Source organism: Streptomyces incarnatus (assembly GCF_001027185.1).
Lineage (GTDB): Bacteria > Actinomycetota > Actinomycetes > Streptomycetales > Streptomycetaceae > Streptomyces > Streptomyces puniciscabiei.
On sequence record NZ_CP011497.1, the window covers coordinates 1,614,427 to 1,633,840 of the forward strand.

The following is a 19,414-nucleotide window of genomic DNA, read 5'->3' on the forward strand; positions in this document are numbered from 1 at the left end:
TCGCTCGGCGCGCGCGGTGAGCCGGAGTAGACGCCCGACGCCCCCGACCAGACGCAGGCGCCCGGATGCACGACACCGGTCGCTCTTTCCAGTCGGCTGATGTTGCGGAAGCCGCAGGTCAGGCAGACGGAAGAGGCTGCTCCGTCCAGACTGTCTTGCCGTCATGGCTGTAGCGGGTGCCCCACCGTTCTGTGAGCTGCGCGACCAGGAAGAGCCCGCGTCCGCCCTCGTCCGTGCTGAGGGCCCGTCGCAGGTGGGGGGACGTGTGACTGGTGTCGGACACCTCGCAGATCAGACAGTCCGTGCGGATGAGACGCAAGGTGACGGGGCCTGCTGCGTACCGGTAGGTGTTGGTGACGAGTTCGCTGGCGACCAGCTCGGTGGTGAAGGTCAGATCGTCCAGGCCCCATTCGGTCAGCTTCGCCGTGGTCAGCTCTCTGGCACGGGCGGCAGCGGTCGCTTCCAGGGGCAGCCGCCACGAGGCGACACTCTGTGGCCGCAGTACCCGGGTACGTGCGATGAGCAGCGCGATGTCGTCAGTGGGGAGGTGGTCCTTGGGCAGCAGCGCATCGATCACGGCGTGGCAGGTCTGGTCCACAGGATCTGTGGCGCGGGTGAGACATGCGCGCAAGTTCTCCAGCGCGGTGTCGATGTCGCCGTTGCGTGCCTCCAGCAGGCCATCGCTGTAGAGCGCCAGCAGGCTGCCCTCAGGGAGGTCGACATCGCATGTTTCGAACGGCAGTCCGCCCAGGCCCAGCGGCGGACCGGCGGGCAGATCGAGCACAGTCACCTCGCCGTCCGGGGTGGAGACCGCCGGCGCCGGATGGCCGGCGCGTGCCAGGAAGCAGTGCTGGGAGACCGGATCGTAGACCGCGTACAGACAGGTGGCCCCTAGCATCTGATCGATCGACTGGTTGCCTTCAGCGTTCGCCTCCATCTCGGTGGCCAGCAGACTCACCAGATCGTCCAGCCGCGCGACCACCTCGTCCGGCTCCAGGTCGAGGCTCGCCAGAGTGCGCACGGCAGCGCGCAGACGGCCCATCGAGGCCGCTGCGTGAATGCCGTGACCGACCACGTCTCCCACGACGAGAGCGACCCGGGCACCTGACAGCGGGATCACGTCGAACCAGTCACCGCCGATGCCCGGTTCACCGCTGGCTGGAAGGTATCGGCAAGCCACCTCCACAGCCGGCAGGTCGCACCCTGTCTTCGGCAGCAGGCTGCGCTGAAGAGTGAGAGCGGCGCTCTGTTGCTGGGTGAAGCGGCGCGCGTTGTCGATGCAGACGGCCGCACGCGAGGAAAACTCATCGGCCACTGCAGCATCGTCGCTTTCAAAAGGCTCCGAATCACGCGACCGCCAGAGGCTCACCACGCCCAGGACCCGGCCGCGTGCGACGAGGGGGACCGCGATCAACGAATGAACTCCGAGCCCTATGGCGATCTCGACGCGCCGGCGGTCCATTGCGTACCACTCGGGACGGAGGGACAAGTGCTTCTCGAGAATCGGACGGCTCTCGGTCAGACACCGCGCCTGGGGAGACTCCGGAAGAAGCGGAACCACATCGCCCTCCTGGAACGGGACACGGCGTTCTGGTGGCCTGAGGGCAGTCCGGAGCAGCGAGCCTGCCGTACCGGGCATGGGTTCGTCACCCACGGTCACGGATTGGAGGAGGTCGACCGAGCAGTAGTCGGCCAGGCCGTGGACGGCGACCTCGGCCAGTTCCCGAGCGGTCTGTGCCACGTCCAGCGAGGTTCCGATGCGGGCGCTCGCCTCGTTCAGCAGGGCGAGCCTGCGTTGTGCCCGGTAGCGCTCGGTCACGTCCTCGATCGTCTCGGCCACGCCGAGAACCCGGCCCGACGGGTCTTCCATCCGGAACGCCGAGACGGACACGATCCGCTCCCGGCCTGGATCGTGGCGTGCCCGTGCGGACTGCTCCGTGAAGATCAACGGCTCACCGGTCTCCAGGACGTGCCGGACCCGTTCATCTGCCGGACCCGCGTCCTCGTCGACCAGGAATTCTCGGGGCCGGTGGCCCACCGGCGCCTCGGCCGGAACCCCGCTTGCCCTTTCGACCGCACGGTTGACCCGGATCACCTTCCTGTCCGGGCCGTAAGTGACCAGACCGATCGGGGACCGGCGGTACAAGCCGTCCAGCAGCGCACGGTCCCGCTGCCAGGCGATCACCTCCGCGGCAGGGGCACCGACCAGAAGCCACTCCTGACCGCCCCCCTCCCGGGTGACCGCGCGGGCCCGGAACCCCATCTCCACACGGCGCCCGTCCCGGTGCCGGACGGGCAGGACACCGAACCATCCCCCCGCCTTCACGGCCTCCACGGCAACGGACCGCGCGACAGGCAGGTCACGGGCATCGACCAGGAGGCTCCGCCACGCCCTTCCGATCACCTCCTTGGCCGTATAACCCAGCAACTCCTCCGCACGTGTGCTCCAGCCCACCACGGTGCCCTGATCGTCAAGTACAGCAGAGGCCCCACGCCCCAGGGCGAACGGATCCTCAGGACTCTCGCTGAAATGCGTCGACGGTGTCCCCATAGCCACCACCCTGCCTCCGTGACTCCGATATTCCTCCCCGCGGTTTCCATCCGCGACTCTTCCGTTCCCCTTGGCCCGGAGCTTCGGCAGGAGTGGCTTGGCGACACTCGGCGTGTGCAACGAAGGGGACAGTCGCGACTTCCGGTGATCGGCTTTTGACGTTGCCGGGTCCCGATCGCACTGGCCGCGTGCCGCGTGCATCGGGGCTGCGACGGCACGGCCCGCGACGTCGATGAAGAGCGTTCCCGGCCCGGCGCCCCGGCGGTCGGAGGCACGCCGCGTCGCCGCATCCGGGAGTGCAGCGGTGTCATTGCCGGCGAGGACGGATGGCGCTGTTCTCCCTGGGAGCTGTTTTTCAGTGGGTTCGACATAGGCGGGTGGCCGGTGGCCGGCGGCCGAAGGTGATTGGCCGGCGAGTAGGCAGGAGGAGTCGGGCGGGGTGCTGCTTGAGTGCGCGGGGCTCGACTCGCGGGAGGTTGCCGCGGTGCTGCTGGCCGTGGCCGCACTGGCCTACAACGACTGGCTCTTGCAGTCTTTCCTGCCCGCCGGGCTGGCTCAGCGCGACGCCTACGTCAGCGAGCTGCTTGCCGCCGACCAGCCCTACCGGACCTGGTCGCCACGATCGAGGTGGCCTGTGCGCTGCTGATCGCCGCCGCCGGACTGCTGGCGCGCCGCCCCTCCCCTTCGGGTGCCGCGGGCGCGGGGTGGGCGGCAGTGACCGGTGTGGGGGTGTGCTCGGTGGCGGACGTCATGCTCCCGCTGCGCTGTGCACCGTCGATGGAGCAGGGCTGCCCGCAGGGCAACGTCGGGCACCCTCTCACCAGCGGATCAGTCCACTCCGCCCTGTTCACCTCCATGGCACTGCTCATCGTCGCCTCGCGACGCGGAGCCCCTCGGCTGGGGCTGGTGCGGCGGTGGGGGCCGTGGCTGCTCCCTGTTTCCATGGCTGCGGCGATCGCCACCGTCGGCCCGTTCCTGGGCCATCCCAGTGGCCAGGGGATCGCCCAGCGCATCCACCTGGCCACGGCCGAGCCTGGTTCGCCCTGCTGCCCGTCGAGCTGACGCGAGGTTGCCGGGGTGGGTGAGCGGGCCACCGCTACAACGAGCACCTCATGTCCCTGGTCGACAAGCGAGACTTGTCACCTTCGCGCTCGGCACCGCGACGGGCGGCTGGACTCTGGAGCTGACCGGCTGGAGCCCGGGCGTCTCCGTGTTGCTGCCGCTCGGCCTCATCGCGGCGATCACGCTGTTGTGGAAGTTCGGCGCGAACCCGGTGCTGTCCTTCTGGCTCGCCTACATCCTGACCCGCCCGCTGGGCGCGAACATCGGCGACTGGCTCGCCTCCCTCAACGTCTCCCAGAACCCGGGCGACCCGACCGGTCTCGCGCAGGGGCACGTTCACCACCAGCCTGGTCTTCCTCGGCCTGATCCTGGCGGCGGTGGTCTACCTGACGGTGACGCGCTCGGACGTGACCGAGACTCACGAGGCGACCCACGCCGCACCGGCCACCAGCAACCCGCGCAGGGAGCGCACCGCGCTGGCCGGCGTCGGACTGCCGGCCGTCGCCACCGCGGGCCTGCTGGTCTGGGCGCACGGCCAGCCGCACGTCGGCCCGGCGGCGGAGGAAGACGACACCTCCGCCGTCCAGATGGCTCCCGGCCGGCCAGGCGGTGAAGAAGTTCCCGCCCGCCGAGGTCGCCGCGCTGAAGACCGTCGCCTCCACCTCGCTCAGGGACGCACGCTCGGGGAACGCGACCGGCACGCACGCGGCCGCCCGGTCGCTGCGTGACCTGTGGGACGCCGACCAGGCCTCGCTGCAGCCGCTGGGCCAGACCGGCTGGACCTCCATCGACGCCCAGCCGGACAAGGTGCTCAAGACGTTCGGCATGGATCACTCGAACCCGCCGATGTCGCCCGCGCGGCAGGAGAAGGAACGGAACGCCCTCCTGACGGACATGGGCTGACAGATCGTACGGCGCCTGGCCGGCCCACCCGGCCGACGGGCTCGGTGTGCCGGGGCGGCGCGGAGAACCGCGCTTCCTCGGCACACGCCGGCGATCCGCGAACACCGCAATGCGGCGGGGCCGCCTGCGGCGGCCCGGGCATGTCCGCAGACTCGCGTGGGGGGTCGCTGACCGGATGGCGTCGGCCGAATGAGTGCAGAACCCTACTGCGCGAACGAGCGCGGGCCGGTCAACTCTTCGTCCCGGCCCCATCGCCCCAGCCGCAGGGCTCGAGGCGGTAGCCATGTCCTCGGAGCGTGGCGATGTGCGGCAACCGGCAAGGGCGGCCGGACTCCTCGGCGGCCTGGGTGAGACGTCGGCGCAGGCCGGCCATGGTGACGTCCAGGGTCTTGGTGGGGCCGAACCAGTTCTCGTCCCACACCTGTGCCATCAGCGTTTCTCGCGAGACGGCGGTGCCGCGGTTCCGGGCGAGCAGGGCGAGGAGGTCGAATTCCTTCGGCCGCAAGGAGATCTCCGTGTCGTGGAGGGTGCAGCGGCGTGCCGTGGTGTCGATGACCAGGTCGCCGAGCCGTAGTGGGGGCTGCGGCTGCGATGTGAGGGTCTGGCGGCGCAAGTGGGCGCGGAGGCGGGCCAGCAGGACGGTGAGGCTGAAGGGCTTGACCAGGTAGTCGTCGGCGCCTGCGTCCAGGCCGGCGATGACGTCGATGTCGTCGGTACGGGCGGTGAGGATCACGATCAGCAGGTCGGGGAAGCGGGCGCGCAGGGTGCGGGCGAGGTCCAGTCCGTCGAGGTCGGGCAGGCCGAGGTCCAGGAGAACGGCGTCGTAGGCGGTGCGTTCCGTCTCCGTCAGGGCCGAGGCGCCGGTGCGGCTCCAGGCGGGGGCGTAGCCGTTGACGCGCAGGCCGGTTTCCAGGTGGCGTCCGATGGTGTCGTCGTCCTCGACGACCAGGATGTGCAGGCGGCTGCGTTCCGGTGCGGCAGGCGTGCCCATGGCAACAGAGTAGACAGGTCGCTCCCCTGCAGGCCCCTGCAGGCGGGCTCACAGGTCGCGGAGCTCCTCCACCGCAGGGCGCCGGGCACCGCGGATGCCGTTCAGGGCCGCGGCCAGTACGGCGATCAAGGCGGCCAGTCCGGTCAGGGTCAGGTAGACGCCGGGCACCGCCAGGGCGGCGGGCGGCGGGTCGAACACGCCGGTGAGTACCTTGACCAGCATCTCCGACAGCGCCCACCCGATGACGGCACCCCCGGCCAGGCCGCCTGCGGCCAGCAGGAGGGCCTCGGTGAGGACCATGCCGCGCAGCTGGCGTGTGCGTGCGCCGAGGACGGTGGCGATGGCGAAGGTCCGGCGGCGTTCGGCGAGACCGAGGGCGAGGACCAGTCCCCCGGCTCCGGCGGCCAGCAGGACCGCGAAGGCAAGCTCGATGCGGGTGAGTCCGGCCAGGTCGACGGAGGTCAGGCTGGTGCCGACGGTGCCGCGGGTCTGAGTGAGGTCGCTGACGGTGGCGCTGGTGCCGAGCTGCGACCGCAGGCGCGTGGCGATCTGCTTCTGGTGGGTGCCGCCGGTGTCGAGGAGGAAGGCGCCGACCGCGTCGGTGCCGGTCGCCTTGGCGATGTAGGAGGCGTTGGCGACGAAGAAGCTGTCCTTCGGTGCCGTGGGGAACTCCTTGGCGATGCCCGCGTAGTGGAAGGGGACCGTGCGCAGGGTCTTGGTGCGGGCGTCCTGGATGCGCAGGTTGACGGTGTCGCCGGGGGAGAGCTGGAAGTCGTTGACGGTCTCGACGCTGACCAGCAGGTTGTCGGGCCGTTCGGCGAGGCGCCGCATGAGTTGCCGGGCCGTGCCGCCGGCGAAGTAGGCGTCCTGGAGGGAGGTGGCGCGGGCGATGGTGCCCGGGCGGACGCCATAGAGGTCCTGGAGATCGGAGCCGACATAGGCGAAGCGGTGCTGGAGGGGTTCGACGTGCCGTACGCCGGAGATCTTCAGGGCGGATCCGGCGCCGGGTGGGACACGGGCACCGGGTGGTTCGGTGACGGTGACGTCGGCGCCGTTGGTCAGGCGGGCGTCGACCTCGGCCTGCTGGCGGTATGTGGCGTTGAAGACGGCGGTGGAGAGCGCGAAGGACACGGCGAGGGCGAGCAGCACGACCGAACGGGCCAGCGGGCGGCGGCGCCGGGAGAGAGTGGCGGCAGTGGTGCCGGCGAGGGTCGCGGTCAGCGGGCGGCCCAGCCGGGCCAGAGCGGGACGGCCGTGGGTGAGGGCGAGGAGGGTGAGCCGCCACAGCAGCAGCGCGGCGCCGACCCACAGCAGGGCAGGGCCGAGGAAGGCCCAGTACGACACGGAGATGCTGGGCACGCCTTCCGGGGCGAGGACCAACGCGTACTGGTTGCCGGAGGAAGCGCGGAAGACCAGCCAGGAGCCGATCAGGAGGGCGAAGTCCAGGCCGTACCGCATCCACCACGGGTTCCGGGTGCTGCGGGAGCCGGACTCCTTGCGGGTTTCCGCGACGGTCACCGTGTGCAGGTCACGCAGGGCCGGGACGAGGACGGCTCCCGCGGCGACGGCGGCGCCGAGGACGAATGCGGTGCCGTACCAGGCGGCCCAGGTGCCCGCGCCCGCTCCGAAGGAGGCGGCACCGAAGGCGAAGCGGCCGGTCAGTGCGGCGACGCCCAGTCCGGCCAGGCCACCGGCGAGACCGATCAGCGCCGCTTCCAACCCGGCGAGGGCGGTGATCTGGCGGGGGCGCAGGCCGCGCAGCCGTAGCAGGCCCTGCTCCTGCCGGCGCCGCTCGCCGCCGGCGGAGGCGACCGCGGCGGTCAGGGCGGCGGCCAGGACCGCGCCGGGCACGCCGAGGAAGAGGAAGAGGATCTGGGCGTACAGGGCGTCCTGGCGGGCGGAGTCGAGGGCGGCGCCGACGTTGTTGCCGACCAGTGCGGCGCCCGCGGAGCGGGCCTCCAGGTTGTGGGCCGCGCGGGTGACCGCGGTGAAGGCGGCGGCTGGGTCGGAGGGCAGGCGGGAGTCGTCGCGGGCCACGTGGATCTGGGTCGTGACCGCAGAGGCACCCCGGGTCAGCGTGGCGAACCTGGCGGCGGGCAGCAGGACGACGTTGTCCGGAGGCGCGGTCGGCTGGGACTGGCTGGGTGCGCCGACGGTCTGGAAGAGGGAGTCGGCCTGGGGCAGGTCGACGACGCCGTCCACCTTCACCTGCCGTAGTCCGATGCCGGGGAACTGGACGCCGATGGTGTCGCCGGGGGCGGCGTGCAGGTTGGAGGCGGTCTGCTGGGCCAGCAGGACGCCGCTCGGGGAGCCCGACAGGGTGCGGATCGCGTCGGGGAAGAGGGCGCGGTAGCCGTTGGGCACGCCGAGGGCCATACCGGGACCGGTGGTCTGGGTGCTGCCCTGGACGCGGGCGGAGAAGCCGGTGGTGTGGGCGAAGCCGACGGGCAGGGCGGCGCGGGTTCCCGGCGCCTCGCGGACCAGGGACATCACCGCGCCGGGGTCGGCACCAGGCTGTGCCTGGACCTGCCAGTCGACGGCGACGGAACGCACGGCACGCTGGGTCATGGTCGCCTTCGACGCCGTGAGGAATGAGCCCAGCGCGGCGACCAGGGCGACCGCGAGGGCGATCCCGGCCAGGGCGGCCAGCAGACGTCCGGTGCGGTGGCGGGCCAGGCCGGCCGTCCACGAGCCGATCACGGCACCTCCTCGGGTGCGAGCAGCCGGCCGTCGCGCATGGCGCGCCGGGTGGTGAGGCGGGCGGCGACGGCGGGATCGTGGGTGGTGACGACGAGGGCCGCGCCGGTGTGGTCGGCGGCGGTGAGGAGGGCGTCGAGGACCCGGCCGCCGGTGGCGTGGTCGAGGCGGCCGGTGGGCTCGTCGGCGAGGATCAGGCGCGGGGACTGGGCCAGCACCCGGGCGACGGCCACCCGCTGGGCCTGGCCACCGGAGATCTCCTCGGGCAGCCGGTCTGCCAGGTCGGCCGCGTCGACCAGCGTGAGCGCAGCGAGGGCGGCCTGCTGGGCCTCGCTTTCCGGGCGGTCGGCGAGGACCAGCGGGAGAGCGGTGTTCTCGACCACGTTCAGGGCCGGGATCAGGCTGTCGCCCTGGAAGACCAGGCCGATGTCGTACGGCCCCAGAAAGGCGGCCCGCCGCACGGTGCCGCTGGTGGGCTGTTCAAGCCCGGCCAGCAGGTGCAGCAGCGAACTCTTGCCCGACCCGGAGGGACCGACGACGGCGAGCCGATCGCCGGACCCGATCTCGAGGTCGGCGCCGTGTACGGCCACGACCGCCTGTGTGCCCCGGCCGAAGGTGAGAGCCGCGTCAGTGCAGGTCACGAGCACTTCATCCGGTGGCATCGGGCACCTCCTGCGACGCGGGACGGGCAGTCCGGGCCGAGGCGTCGGTGGCCCTGCCGTCCTCCAGTGCGATCACCCGGTCCGCGCTCCGGACGACTTCCGCGCTGTGCGTCACGATCAGCACCGCGCACCCCTGTGCGGCCCGCTCCCGCAGCATCGCGAGGACCGCCCGCTCGGTCTCTCCGTCGAGTTCGCCGGTCGGCTCGTCGGCGAGCAGGACAGCGGGCGCGTTGGCCAGCGCCACGGCCAGCCCGGCCCGGGCCAGCTCGCCACCGGACAGCTGACGGGGCAGCGCGTGCGCCCGTTCGCCGAGGCCCACCTGGGTCAGCAGCTCCCTGGCCGAGGTGACGGGTTTGCGGGCCGCGGCGCGCTGCGGCAGGCGGACGTTGTCCCGCACGCTCAAGTGGGACAGGAGATTGCGGGTCTGCAGCAGCACGCCGATGTGCCGGGCGCGCAGCCGGGCACGCTCGGTCTCGGGCCGGTGGCTGATCCGTACGCCGTCCACGCGGACCTCGCCGCCCGAGGGCTCGTCGAGCCCGGCCAGGCACGCCAGCAGGGTCGACTTGCCGGATCCCGACGGTCCCACGACCGCCACCGTCTCGCCCCGCCCGACCTGCAGCGACACCCCGCGCAGCGCGAGCGTCTCCTCCTCGCCGGCGCGATAGAAGCGGTACAGCTCACGGGCAGCCAGCACCGGCTCGGACGCCATGGTGCTCACCGCCAGGCGAAGGAGTCGCTGATGATGCGCCACGGGTCGACGTTGTCGGCGTTGACGGGGCCGGACAGGGTCAGATCCACCTCGTGGCCCGACTTGTAGAAGGCGTACCGCTCGAACCCGTCGCGCACCACCTTGCCGGTGACCGGGTCCTTCGCCGAGTCGCCCTGATAGGTCAGCCGGACGACACGGCCGGCGTGCCGGGACACCTCCGACACCTTCGGCGCGGCGAACTTCGGCACCTGGGAGCGCAGCTTGGGGACAACCGTCTTGGTGACCGAGCCGACCGTGGGCGCGGCGGACGCCGGGACGGCCGTGATCCTCACGGTGTTCAACTTGTCGGTGAACACCGTGCTGCCGCCCTGCTCGGTACGGGCCCAGCCCTCGGGCACCTTCACCGTGAAACCGGTGAAGGACCCGCCTGTCGGCCGGTAGGCGACGTACACCTGGTTGTCGGGGATGTCGCCGGGCGGGTTGGACTCGGTGGGAGCGGGTGCCGGGTTGTTCTGCCCGTTTCCGGCGCGTGCCGAGGAAGCCGGCGGTGATGACGTCGTCGAGCCGGAACCGGAGTGCGAGCCGGAACCGGAACAGCCCGCGGTCACCGCCGCGACGAGCACCAGCCCGACTGCCGCGGACGTCCGTGCGTGTGCTGCCATCACCACTGCCCTCCAAGGAATCCCCCGGACCGGACCGTCATGGCACCCACGCTAGGAAGCGGCCGGTTAACGCCCTGCTCGCCGAGGGTTAGACGACGGCAAAAGCGTGCGCCTCGCCCCGCGCGCCCGGCCGAGCCGCCGCATGATGAGGGCATGAGACAGCGCGTGGTGCGAGTCGCCCTCACCGCCGCGTTGGTCGCCGTGGTCCTGCTCGCCGTCCCCCTGGCCCTGGCCATCAGGTCGTCCCTGTACGCCGGGCAGCGGGACACCCTGGAACGCGCGGCCCTCGCCGCGGCCGTACGGGTGAGCCCGGACTATGCGACCGGTGATCCGGTGGAACTGCCCAGGGCGCCGGCAGGGGGGCATCTGGGCCTGTACGACCCGCAGCAGGCCAGACGTGCGGGCAGCGGCCCCCGGACGGCGGACGCGCCGGTCCACCGAGCCTTCGACGGAGAGGTGGTCCGGGGGCGGTCGGGCGGCGACCTGGTCGCCGCCGTACCGGTCTCCCACGCCGAGCGGGTGATCGGCGTGGTCCGCGCGTCATCCCCCGCCGACGCCGTACGCGATCGGGTCCTGACCGCGTGGGCAGTGCTACTGAGCGTGACCGTGGTCGCGCTGACCATCGCGGTGCTGGTCGCCCGTCGGCAGGCTCGGGCGCTGGCCGCCCCGTTGGAGGACCTCTCCCGACACTGCCGGGCCGTCGCCGACGGGGACCTGAATGCGCGGGCGGCCCCCAGCGACATCGCCGAGATCGATCAGGTGGCCCGCACGCACAACACCATGCTGCACAGCCTGTCCGAACTCCTCCGCCGGGAACGGGATTTCGCCGCCAACGCCTCGCACCAGTTGCGCACTCCGCTCACCGGCCTGCAACTCGCCCTGGAATCGGGTCTCGCCCAGGACGACGACGCCCGTCTGCGCCCCGTGCTGACCGAGGCACTGGCCACCGCCCATCGCCTCCACCACACCGTGGAGGAAGTGCTGCGCCTGTCCCGCTCCCCGGACCGGCCCCGCCCGGCCACCAGGGACATCGCGGTGGCACACCTCCTTCAGGAGACGCGGGAGCACTGGCACGGCCTGTTCGCCGCCGACGGCAGACGCCTGGAGTGCGGCACACAGGACGCACCCGCGGACGTCCTGGTCCCCAACGGCCCCGTTTCAGAGGTGCTCGGCGTCCTGCTGGACAATGCACGGGTGCACGGACGCGGAACCGTGCGACTGGTGGTGCGGGACCTGAACGACGCCCTCGCCTTCGACGTGAGCGACGAGGGAGCCGCGGAGGGCGAGCCGGCGCAGCTGTTCGACCGCGGACACACCGGCGGCGGCCACGGGACGGGCATCGGCCTCGCCCTCGCTTCCGAACTGGCCCACTCCATCGGCGGCCGGCTCTCCCTCACCAGAAGGGCTCCGGCCACGTTCACCCTCCTCGTCCCGGTCCGCGGGGCCGGCTCCGAAGGCAACGCACCGGCCTGCGGATGAACGCCTCTCTCCGACTGCTCGGCTCCGGGGTGTGGCTCGTTCGCTGCCTTGTGCCGAGCCGGTCCGATGGGCCCGGACCCACGACGGCCACCCCGCACAGACGGTGGACCTGCGACACCGCCGGGCTTGACAGTCCCGCAGCCGTGCCCTCGCCGGAGCGGGGCCTTCCCGACGGGCGCACGACTCCCGATGCGCCAGGCGCACCGTCGCCGACGTGGCCGCGGTCGCCGACCCCGACACCGGGGTGGCGGTCTACGACACGTACAACAACTGCGGCGGCGGAATGCTGTGCGACACCGAGCTGCAACTCGGCCTCACCCAGGGTGCCGACGGCGGGTGGGTCGAGGTCGGCGGCACCAGCGTCTCCTCGCCGATCATCGCGAGCGTCTACGCAGATACGACGGACCGACCAGCCTCGGCAGGCCCCACGCCACTGGCGCCTTCTGACGGAGGCGCCCTCTGGCCGACAGGGCCTGGGCCCGCATCGCACTACTGCGGCGCGCGCCCAGCCCTTGTCTCGTCTCAGTCCCCCAGCCGATCGAATCGACCCGTTCCATGCCGTGCCCGGCCGACCGGCCTGATGCGCATCCGTCCGCACCGGCATCGCCATGGGCCGGGCAGGCTCCAGCCTGGCCCTGGAGACCGCCGACGCGGTGATCGTCCGCGACGAACTGGCCACTGTCCTCGCGTGGTGGCCCTCTCCCGCCGGGCTCGCCGCCTGGTCGTGCAGAACCTGGTCGGTCGGGCAGCGTGCCGTCGTCGGGCATTCCGGCCCGAAGCCACGCCCCCACCACCTCGGCGTCGGCTTCCGTCACCAACGGGCCGAGGCGTACGGCGACACCACTCGGCCTGCGGTCGGCCCCGCACGGCTGAACGGCGGCGTGCAGCCCGCGGCGCCTGCGGCAGTGCAGCACCCTCGCGAGGCAACCGGTGGAGACCATCACCCCCTGCGGGCACTCCCGGACCGCACGGCGCAGGGCGTCCATCACCCGCCCCCTCGCGGCGGCACGGCATGAGCCGCAGACCACGAGGGTGAAAGGGCGGCTCTGACGGCCGCCTGCGGTATCGCTCATCTCTGAGTCTCCTCCGTGTGGGTGAAAGGGATCCCCCGTTTGCCGCTGCCGCGCCCCAATAAGCCATGGCCATCGGCAAGTTGAAGCTCTGGCGATTTGACAGCACTCGGCCACACCTCCAGCCTATGCTTATGACATCCATTTTCAATAGAGGGGACGGCTAGCCATGCGCGTTGCCTTCGTCGGCAAGGGCGGCAGCGGCAAGACGACCCTGTCGGCCCTCTTCGCCCGTCACCTGGCGCACTCGGGAGCGCCGGTCGTCGCGATCGACGGCGACATCAACCAGCACCTGGCGTACGCCCTCGGCCTCGACGAGGACGAGATCTTCGCCGCGCCGCCGCTCAGCGCCCGCACCGGTGAGATCAAGGAGTACCTGCGGGGCACGAATCCGCGGATCCCCTCCATCGAAGCCATGGTGAAGACGACCCCGCCCGGACGCGGGTCCCGGCTGCTGCGGCTGCTCGGCGACGACGAGGTGCACAGCCACCACGTCCAGGAGGTGGGCGGCGTACCGCTCATGGTCACCGGCGCCTTCACGGAGAGCGACCTGGGAGTGGCCTGCTACCACTCCAAGCTGGGCGCGGTCGAGTTGTACCTCAACCACCTCGTGGACGGACCCGGCGAGTACGTCGTCGTCGACATGACCGCCGGGGCCGACGCCTTCGCCTCCGGCCTGTTCACCCGCTTCGACATGACGTTCCTGGTCGTCGAGCCGACCCGCAAGAGCGTCTCGGTGTACCGCCAGTACCGCAGCCATGCGGCCGAGTTCGGCGTCCAGGTCGCCGTCGTCGGCAACAAGGTCACCGGCGAGGACGACCTGCTCTTCCTCAAGGAGCACGTCGGCGACGATCTGCTCGCGCACTGCGCACAGTCCTCCTATGTACGCGCCCAGGAACAGGGCTGCGGCCGCGGCGAGTTGGAGCCGCACAACACCCGGACCCTGGACCTGCTGCGCGCGGCGGTGGACGCCCGCCCCAAGGACTGGGCGGCCTTCCAGAAGCACGCCGTGGATTTCCACCTGCGCAACGCCGCCGCCTGGGCCAACGAAGCCACCGGCCAGGACCTCGCCACCCAGGTGGACCCGGACTTCCGGCACGGCCCCACGGCACTGACCGCCGCCGTCTGACACTCCCTCAAGAACAGAACCACAGAACAGGACAGCCCTTCATGTCACTCGACGTCTCCCCGCAGCTGCTCGCCGAAGCCGAGAACGGCGAGGTGCGGGAGCAGGACTTCATGGAAACCGTCCGCACCTCCCTGCCGTACGCCTACGACCTCATCGCCCGCCTCGCCGAGGAACTGCGGTCCGGCACGGCGGAGTTCGCCGACAACCAGACCCCGCCGCCCTCCAAGAAGGAGCGCGGGCAGCTCCTGCGCGCCCTGTCCAGTGACGCGATCCGGGGCAGCCTGGAACGCCATTTCGGGATCGCCCTGGCCTTCCAGAACTGCCACCGCGTCGCCGCCTTCCACCCCGAGGCACGCGGCGGCGAGACCTACACCCGCTTCACCTCCCTGCGGGCACAGATCCTCAACCAGTCACCGGAGTTCCGCGACTGCTGAACCACCGCCGGTCGCGACCGCCGACTGCCGAAGGCGGCGTTCGGCAGCAAGGCAGGCCACTTCGCCCCCTCGGCGGCCGTCGCCCACCAGGACACCCGGTCCTCGTGAGCGACGGCCGCCCACGCTCGTCCCGGCGGCATCCGCCACACCCCCTACCTGCGCAGCTGCCGAGCAGTCGTACCCACGGTCAAAAGATGGCAACGGTTTTCATCTATCATTGATCTGAAAATCATTTCCATCTAGCGTCGAAGGTGTCGCCACACGGTCGGCGCGTGTCCGCCGCGCGCCCGGCATCGTCCGAAGGAGCCCCCGCATGTCCACCGCCCCCGCCTCCCGTTCCGCCCGGCCGAGCGCGAGGACCGCACTGGTCACCGCGACGGCCGCCCTGACGGCCGTGACGGCGACCGCCTGCTCGACCTCCTCCTCGCACACCACCGACACCGCCGCGACCGGAAGCGGCAGCGGGTCGGGCAGGACGATCCAGGTGGTGGCGGCCGAGAACTTCTGGGGCAGCATCGCCTCCCAGCTCGGCGGCAGCCACGTGAAGGTGACCAGCATCATCAACAACCCTGACGCCGACCCGCACGACTACGAGCCGACCGCCGCCGACGCCCGTACCGTGGCCGGCGCCCAGTACACGATCGTCAACGGCATCGGCTACGACGCCTGGACGGACAAGCTGCTGGCCGCCAACCCGGGCAGCGGGCGCACCCAGCTCAAGATCGGCGACTTGGTCGGCATCAAGCCGGGCGGCAACCCGCACCGCTGGTACTCCCCGGACAACGTCCACCAGGTCATCGAGAAGATCACCGCGGACTACAAGAAGATCGACCCGGCCGACGCGGCCTACTTCGACCAGCAGAAGACGGCCTTCGAGACCAAGACGCTCGGCGATTACAACAAGCTCGTCGCCGGCATCAAGGCGAAGTACGCGGGCACGCCGATCGGTGCTTCCGAGTCCATCGTCACGCCGCTCGCCGAGGGCCTGGGGCTGAAGATGCTCACCCCGGAGACGTTCCTGGACGCCATGAGCGAGGGCTCCGACCCCACGGCCAAGGACAAGGCCACCATCGACCAGCAGATCAAGAACAAGAAGATCAAGATATACGTCTACAACTCCCAGAACTCCACACCGGACGTGCAGGCGCAGGTCAAGGAGGCCAAGGCGCAGGGCATCCCGGTCGCCACCGTCACCGAGACCCTCACCCCCGCCGGGGCCACCTTCCAGCAGTGGCAGACCACCCAGCTGCGGGGCCTCGAGCAGGCCCTGGCCAAGGCCACCGGGAAGTGAGTTGAAGCCATGAACCCGATAGCGAAGGCCCGCGAAGCCGTCATACACACCAGCGGCCACGCCGTCCCCGGCCGCCGAAGCGGGGGTCACGACACGGCCACAGGAGCGGGAAGCGACCCGGTGGTCGCCCTGCGCGGGGCCGCCGTGCGGGTCGGCGGCCGGACGCTGTGGTCGGGAGTGGACCTTCGCATCGGGGCCGGCGAGTTCACCGCCGTGCTCGGCCCCAACGGAGTCGGCAAGTCCACCATGATCAAGGCCCTGCTGGGTGCCCTGCCCGCGGCGGCCGGCGAGGTCCGGGTGCTCGGCGCCCGGCCCGGGCAGGCCAACTACCGCATCGGCTACCTGCCGCAGCGGCGCAGCTTCGACGCCGATCTGCGCATTCGCGGTGTCGATGTGGTGCGCATGGGCCTGGACGGTGACCGGTGGGGGGTGCCGCTGCCGTTCCCGAGCGCGCGTCGGCGGGCCGCCCGTGCGCGGGTGGACGAGGTGATCGAGCTGGTCGGGGCGTCGGCGTACGCGCACCGGCCCATCGGGCAGTGTTCCGGCGGCGAGCAGCAGCGGCTGCTGATCGCCCAGGCACTGGTCCGCAGGCCCGAACTGCTCCTGCTCGACGAGCCGTTGGACAGCCTCGACCTGTCGAACCAGAGTGCCGTCGCGGCGCTGATCGGGCGCATCTGCCATCACGAGGGTGTCTCGGTGGTCATGGTCGCCCATGACGTGAACCCGATACTCCACCACCTGGACCGGGTGGTGTACCTGGCCGAGGGCGGCGCCGCCGCCGGCACACCGACCGAGGTCATCACCTCCGGGACGCTGACCCGGCTGTACGGCACACCGGTCGAGGTGCTGCAGACCTCGGACGGGCGGCTGGTCGTCGTGGGCCAGCCGGAGGCACCGGCCGTGCACAGCGACCGGCACGACACCCCGGGGAGCGGTCATGCCGCTGGCTGAGACAGGGGTACCAACCTGGTCGTGGAACCTCCTGACCGACTTCCAGGACATGTGGTCCTACCCCTTCATGGTCAACGCGTTCCGCGCCGGCGCGGTCGTGGCCGTGGTCTCGGCGGTCGTGGGGTGGTTCGTGGTGCTGCGGCGGCAGACGTTCGCCGCGCACACCGTCTCCGCCGTCGCGTTCCCCGGCGCCGCCGGGGCGCTCCTGCTCGGGTTCAGCGCGGTCTACGGCTACTTCACGCTGTGTGTGGCCGCCGCGCTGGTCATCGCGGCCCTGCGGGGCGGCGGTGAGCACGAGGAGTCGGCGCTGACCGGGACCGTGCAGGCGTTCCTGCTCGCGTCCGGGTTCCTGTTCACCGCCCTGTACAGAGGACTGCTGGAGGGGCCGCAGACCATCCTCTTCGGCACCTTCCTGGGAATCACCTCCTCCCAGGTGACCGTGCTGACGGTGGTCGGTGCGGTGGTGCTCGCGGTGCTGGCGCTGATCGGACGGCCGCTGCTGTTCGCGTCCGTCGACCCGCAGGTGGCCGGCGGGCGCGGAGTGCCGGTCCGCGCCCTGTCGGTGGTCTTCCTCGTCCTGCTCGGTGCGGCCACCGCCGAGGCGAGCCAGATCACCGGGACCCTCCTGGTCTTCGCCCTCATGGTGATTCCGGCCGCCACCGCGCAAGTCCTCACCGCCCGCCCGGCGTTGAGCCTGGCCCTGGCCGTCCTGCTGGCCTTCGCCGCGACCTGGCTGGGGCTGACCGCCGCCTACTACTGGCCCTACCCTCTGGGCTTCTTCGTGACGACCATCGCCTTCGCCGGATACCTGCTCGCGCTGGGCCGGCGCTCGCTGCGCGAGGTACTGGCTCGCATCCGGGCCGGGGCCACGCCCGCTGCCAAGGAGGTGGTCGCATGACCGTCCTGCTCGCCGCGTCCCCGCTGTCCCACCCGTTCTTCCTGCACGCCTTTCTCGCCGGTACCGCCATCGCCGCGGCCTGCGGGCTGGTCGGCTACTTCCTGGTGCTGCGGGCCCAGGTCTTCACCGGCGACGCGCTCAGCCACGTCGCCTTCACCGGCGCGATGGCCGCCCTCGCCTTCGGCGCCGACCTTCGCCTCGGGCTGTTCGCCGCCACCATCGCCATGGCGCTGCTCTTCGGCACCCTCGGCCGCAAGGCGCGGCCCGACGACGTGGTCATCGGGAGCGTCTTCTCCTGGATCCTGGGCCTGGGCGCGTTCTTCATCACGCTCTACACGACCTCGCGCAGCACCACGAACGGCACCGCCGGGGTGAGTGTGCTGTTCGGCTCCGTCTTCGGCATCTCCTCCAGCAGCGCGGCCGTCGCCGCCCTGGTGGCAGCCGGGGCCGGCCTGCTGGTAATCGTCATCGCCCGACCGCTGCTGTTCGCCACGCTCGACGAGGCCGTGGCCGCAGCCCGTGGTGTACCGGTCCGGCTGCTCGGCTACGGCTTCCTCGCCCTGGCCGGGATCAGCGCCGCCGAGGCCACCCAGGCGGTCGGTTCCCTGCTCCTGCTCGGCCTGCTCGCCGCCCCGGCGGGCGCCGCGATCCGCCTCACCGATCGGCCCTACCGTGCGCTCGCCCTCTCCGCAGGGCTGGCGGTCCTGGAGATGTGGGCGGGGCTGTTCGCCTCGTACGCGGTGCCGAAGATGCCGCCGAGCTTCGCCATCCTGGCCGCCGCCACGGCCGTGTACACCGCCACCTTCCTGATACGACGCCCGGTCCCCGGTCCTCGTACGCGAACCGCCGTCCCCACCGGCACATGAGCGAAGGCACCCGATGGCACCCGACCGCCGGCGCACCCGCACCCCCTCGCACGACGTCACGCTGATCGGCCGCCTCACCCAGCAACGCACCATCGTGGTCGAGGCGCTCATCCGGGCCGACGGCTTCGTCGGCGCCCAAGCCCTCCACAAGCAGCTCGCTGCCGCCGGCTCACCGGTCGGCCTCTCCACGGTCTACCGCACGCTGGCCGGCCTGGCCGGCGTCGGCCGGGCCGACATGGTGCGCGACACCAGCGGTGAACGCCTCTTCCGCTACCGCCCCGGCCCCGAACACCGCCACTACCTCATCTGCACCGAATGCGGCCTGAGCCGACCCGTCGACTCCGGCCCGGTGGAGGAATGGGCCGACACCATCGCGCAGACCTCCGGGTTCGCGAACGTCCGGCACACGGTGGAGTTGTCCGGGGTGTGCCCGGACTGCGGCCGACGGCCGGCGGCGGACGAGCGCCGGTGAACTCCGACGCCACTCCCTTTCCGGAGTGGTCACCGTCAAGGGCAGCAGTCGCACCCCGGAGCACAGCCGCCGGCATCCGCCTCCCGCCCGGACCCGCCCGGTGCAACGGCCGCCGGCACCGCACAACACCCCTCCCCACGCCACGCGTCGCGCCCCCTCCTTCGCCGCGACCGCGGCGATGACGAGAGCCGCGAGCGGATCCGCCAGCGCGATGATCCGCAACGCGGTCTTCTCCCAGGCCTCGGAGCCGCGGCCGAAGCCGATCAGCACGGCGGACGAAGCCAGGGTCCCGGCCGTGAGGGCGACGGCCGCCTCGACGGCTTTGTAGGTGATGGTCGCGGCGACCAGCAGCCGTATCCGCCGGGCAAGCGCGCCGCGCCAGGCCGGGTCGGGGCCGAGGAGATGGGTGTCTCTGCGCTCACGGTCAGCAGCACCCCTTGTCGTCGGCATCGGCGCACCTCCGGTCAACCTCAACGGCGACCACGGCGGTGCGCATGCGCGAGACGCCCAGCGCGTCGGATCCAGAGAAACATGAACTAGGGCTACTTAGTAATGGTGTTCATTTTCATGTAGCCTGTACCCTGCCA

General features: G+C 71.5%; 19 protein-coding genes and 1 pseudogene. 13 read left to right on the top strand and 7 right to left on the bottom strand.

The annotated features are described in order from the left end of the window. Positions 1–118: 118 nt before the first annotated feature. Complete coding sequence (locus ABB07_RS07130) at positions 119–2,551, bottom strand: SpoIIE family protein phosphatase (RefSeq protein WP_208897915.1); 2,433 nt, start codon at positions 2,549–2,551, stop codon at positions 119–121. Positions 2,552–2,990: 439 nt separating this feature from the next. Between ABB07_RS07130 and ABB07_RS07135 the strand changes: the two genes are divergently transcribed. The 4 genes from ABB07_RS07135 to ABB07_RS40615 all read left to right on the top strand — a co-directional run bounded on the left by ABB07_RS07135 (position 2,991) and on the right by ABB07_RS40615 (position 4,516). Next, on the top strand, positions 2,991–3,197 hold the full coding sequence (locus tag ABB07_RS07135) for a hypothetical protein (RefSeq protein ID WP_208897916.1): 207 nt from the start codon (positions 2,991–2,993) through the stop codon (positions 3,195–3,197). Further along, the gene (locus ABB07_RS07140) at positions 3,179–3,613 is read left to right on the top strand and encodes a DUF998 domain-containing protein (RefSeq protein WP_208897917.1); all 435 of its coding nucleotides are present in this window, start codon (positions 3,179–3,181) and stop codon (positions 3,611–3,613) included. Before ABB07_RS07135 ends, ABB07_RS07140 begins: the two co-directional genes overlap by 19 nt. A 211-nt stretch (positions 3,614–3,824) precedes the next feature. Then, complete coding sequence (locus tag ABB07_RS40610) at positions 3,825–4,226, top strand: hypothetical protein (protein WP_244189740.1); 402 nt, start codon at positions 3,825–3,827, stop codon at positions 4,224–4,226. Then, positions 4,223–4,516 (top strand): hypothetical protein, encoded by a 294-nt coding sequence (locus ABB07_RS40615; protein WP_244189253.1) that lies wholly within the window; start codon positions 4,223–4,225, stop codon positions 4,514–4,516. Before ABB07_RS40610 ends, ABB07_RS40615 begins: the two co-directional genes overlap by 4 nt. 229 nt (positions 4,517–4,745) lie before the next feature. Here ABB07_RS40615 and ABB07_RS07150 read toward each other — a convergent pair whose 3' ends face one another. Genes ABB07_RS07150 through ABB07_RS07170 form a run of 5 tightly spaced genes read right to left on the bottom strand, consistent with a single transcriptional unit; the run spans position 4,746 to position 10,237 of the window. After that, on the bottom strand, positions 4,746–5,507 hold the full coding sequence (locus ABB07_RS07150; protein WP_208897918.1) for a response regulator transcription factor: 762 nt from the start codon (positions 5,505–5,507) through the stop codon (positions 4,746–4,748). 48 nt (positions 5,508–5,555) lie between these two features. Next, a complete protein-coding gene (locus ABB07_RS07155) occupies positions 5,556–8,207 on the bottom strand; it encodes an ABC transporter permease (protein ID WP_208897919.1) in 2,652 nt (883 codons plus the stop codon). Then, entirely contained in the window at positions 8,204–8,866 is a 663-nt protein-coding gene (locus ABB07_RS07160; protein ID WP_208897920.1) for an ABC transporter ATP-binding protein, read from the bottom strand. Before ABB07_RS07160 ends, ABB07_RS07155 begins: the two co-directional genes overlap by 4 nt. Then, positions 8,853–9,575, bottom strand: coding sequence for an ABC transporter ATP-binding protein (locus ABB07_RS07165; protein WP_208897921.1), 723 nt, complete (start codon positions 9,573–9,575; stop codon positions 8,853–8,855). Before ABB07_RS07165 ends, ABB07_RS07160 begins: the two co-directional genes overlap by 14 nt. A gap of 5 nt (positions 9,576–9,580) precedes the next feature. Further along, positions 9,581–10,237 (bottom strand): hypothetical protein, encoded by a 657-nt coding sequence (locus tag ABB07_RS07170; RefSeq protein WP_208897922.1) that lies wholly within the window; start codon positions 10,235–10,237, stop codon positions 9,581–9,583. A 153-nt stretch (positions 10,238–10,390) separates the two neighbouring features. Here ABB07_RS07170 and ABB07_RS07175 point away from each other — a divergent pair, with 153 nt between their 5' ends. The 9 genes from ABB07_RS07175 to ABB07_RS07215 all read left to right on the top strand — a co-directional run bounded on the left by ABB07_RS07175 (position 10,391) and on the right by ABB07_RS07215 (position 18,827). Continuing rightward, positions 10,391–11,716 carry a sensor histidine kinase gene (locus ABB07_RS07175; RefSeq protein WP_208897923.1) on the top strand — a complete coding sequence of 442 codons (1,326 nt, stop codon included), beginning with the start codon at positions 10,391–10,393 and terminating at the stop codon, positions 11,714–11,716. Positions 11,717–12,324: 608 nt separating this feature from the next. Next, entirely contained in the window at positions 12,325–12,732 is a 408-nt protein-coding gene (locus tag ABB07_RS07180; RefSeq protein WP_208903837.1) for a hypothetical protein, read from the top strand. 223 nt (positions 12,733–12,955) lie between these two features. Further along, entirely contained in the window at positions 12,956–13,915 is a 960-nt protein-coding gene (locus ABB07_RS07185) for an ATP-binding protein (protein ID WP_208897924.1), read from the top strand. A gap of 41 nt (positions 13,916–13,956) precedes the next feature. Continuing rightward, positions 13,957–14,349, top strand: a complete 393-nt coding sequence (locus ABB07_RS07190; protein WP_208897925.1) for an SCO5389 family protein — start codon at positions 13,957–13,959, stop codon at positions 14,347–14,349. Between the two features lie 313 nt (positions 14,350–14,662). Continuing rightward, positions 14,663–15,640 (top strand): metal ABC transporter solute-binding protein, Zn/Mn family, encoded by a 978-nt coding sequence (locus ABB07_RS07195; RefSeq protein WP_208897926.1) that lies wholly within the window; start codon positions 14,663–14,665, stop codon positions 15,638–15,640. A 9-nt stretch (positions 15,641–15,649) separates the two neighbouring features. Beyond that, positions 15,650–16,591, top strand: a complete 942-nt coding sequence (locus tag ABB07_RS07200) for a metal ABC transporter ATP-binding protein (RefSeq protein ID WP_208897927.1) — start codon at positions 15,650–15,652, stop codon at positions 16,589–16,591. Then, on the top strand, positions 16,578–17,489 hold the full coding sequence (locus ABB07_RS07205) for a metal ABC transporter permease (protein WP_208897928.1): 912 nt from the start codon (positions 16,578–16,580) through the stop codon (positions 17,487–17,489). Before ABB07_RS07200 ends, ABB07_RS07205 begins: the two co-directional genes overlap by 14 nt. After that, positions 17,486–18,355: a metal ABC transporter permease gene (locus tag ABB07_RS07210; RefSeq protein WP_208897929.1), complete on the top strand. Its 870-nt coding sequence runs from the start codon at positions 17,486–17,488 to the stop codon at positions 18,353–18,355. Before ABB07_RS07205 ends, ABB07_RS07210 begins: the two co-directional genes overlap by 4 nt. Positions 18,356–18,368: 13 nt before the next feature. Further along, positions 18,369–18,827 (top strand): Fur family transcriptional regulator, encoded by a 459-nt coding sequence (locus ABB07_RS07215; protein WP_208897930.1) that lies wholly within the window; start codon positions 18,369–18,371, stop codon positions 18,825–18,827. A gap of 35 nt (positions 18,828–18,862) precedes the next feature. On the opposite strand, the pseudogene ABB07_RS40625 reads toward ABB07_RS07215, so the two are convergent. Next, positions 18,863–19,277 (bottom strand): annotated as a pseudogene (locus tag ABB07_RS40625) (hypothetical protein). Between the last annotated feature and the right edge of the window lie 137 nt (positions 19,278–19,414).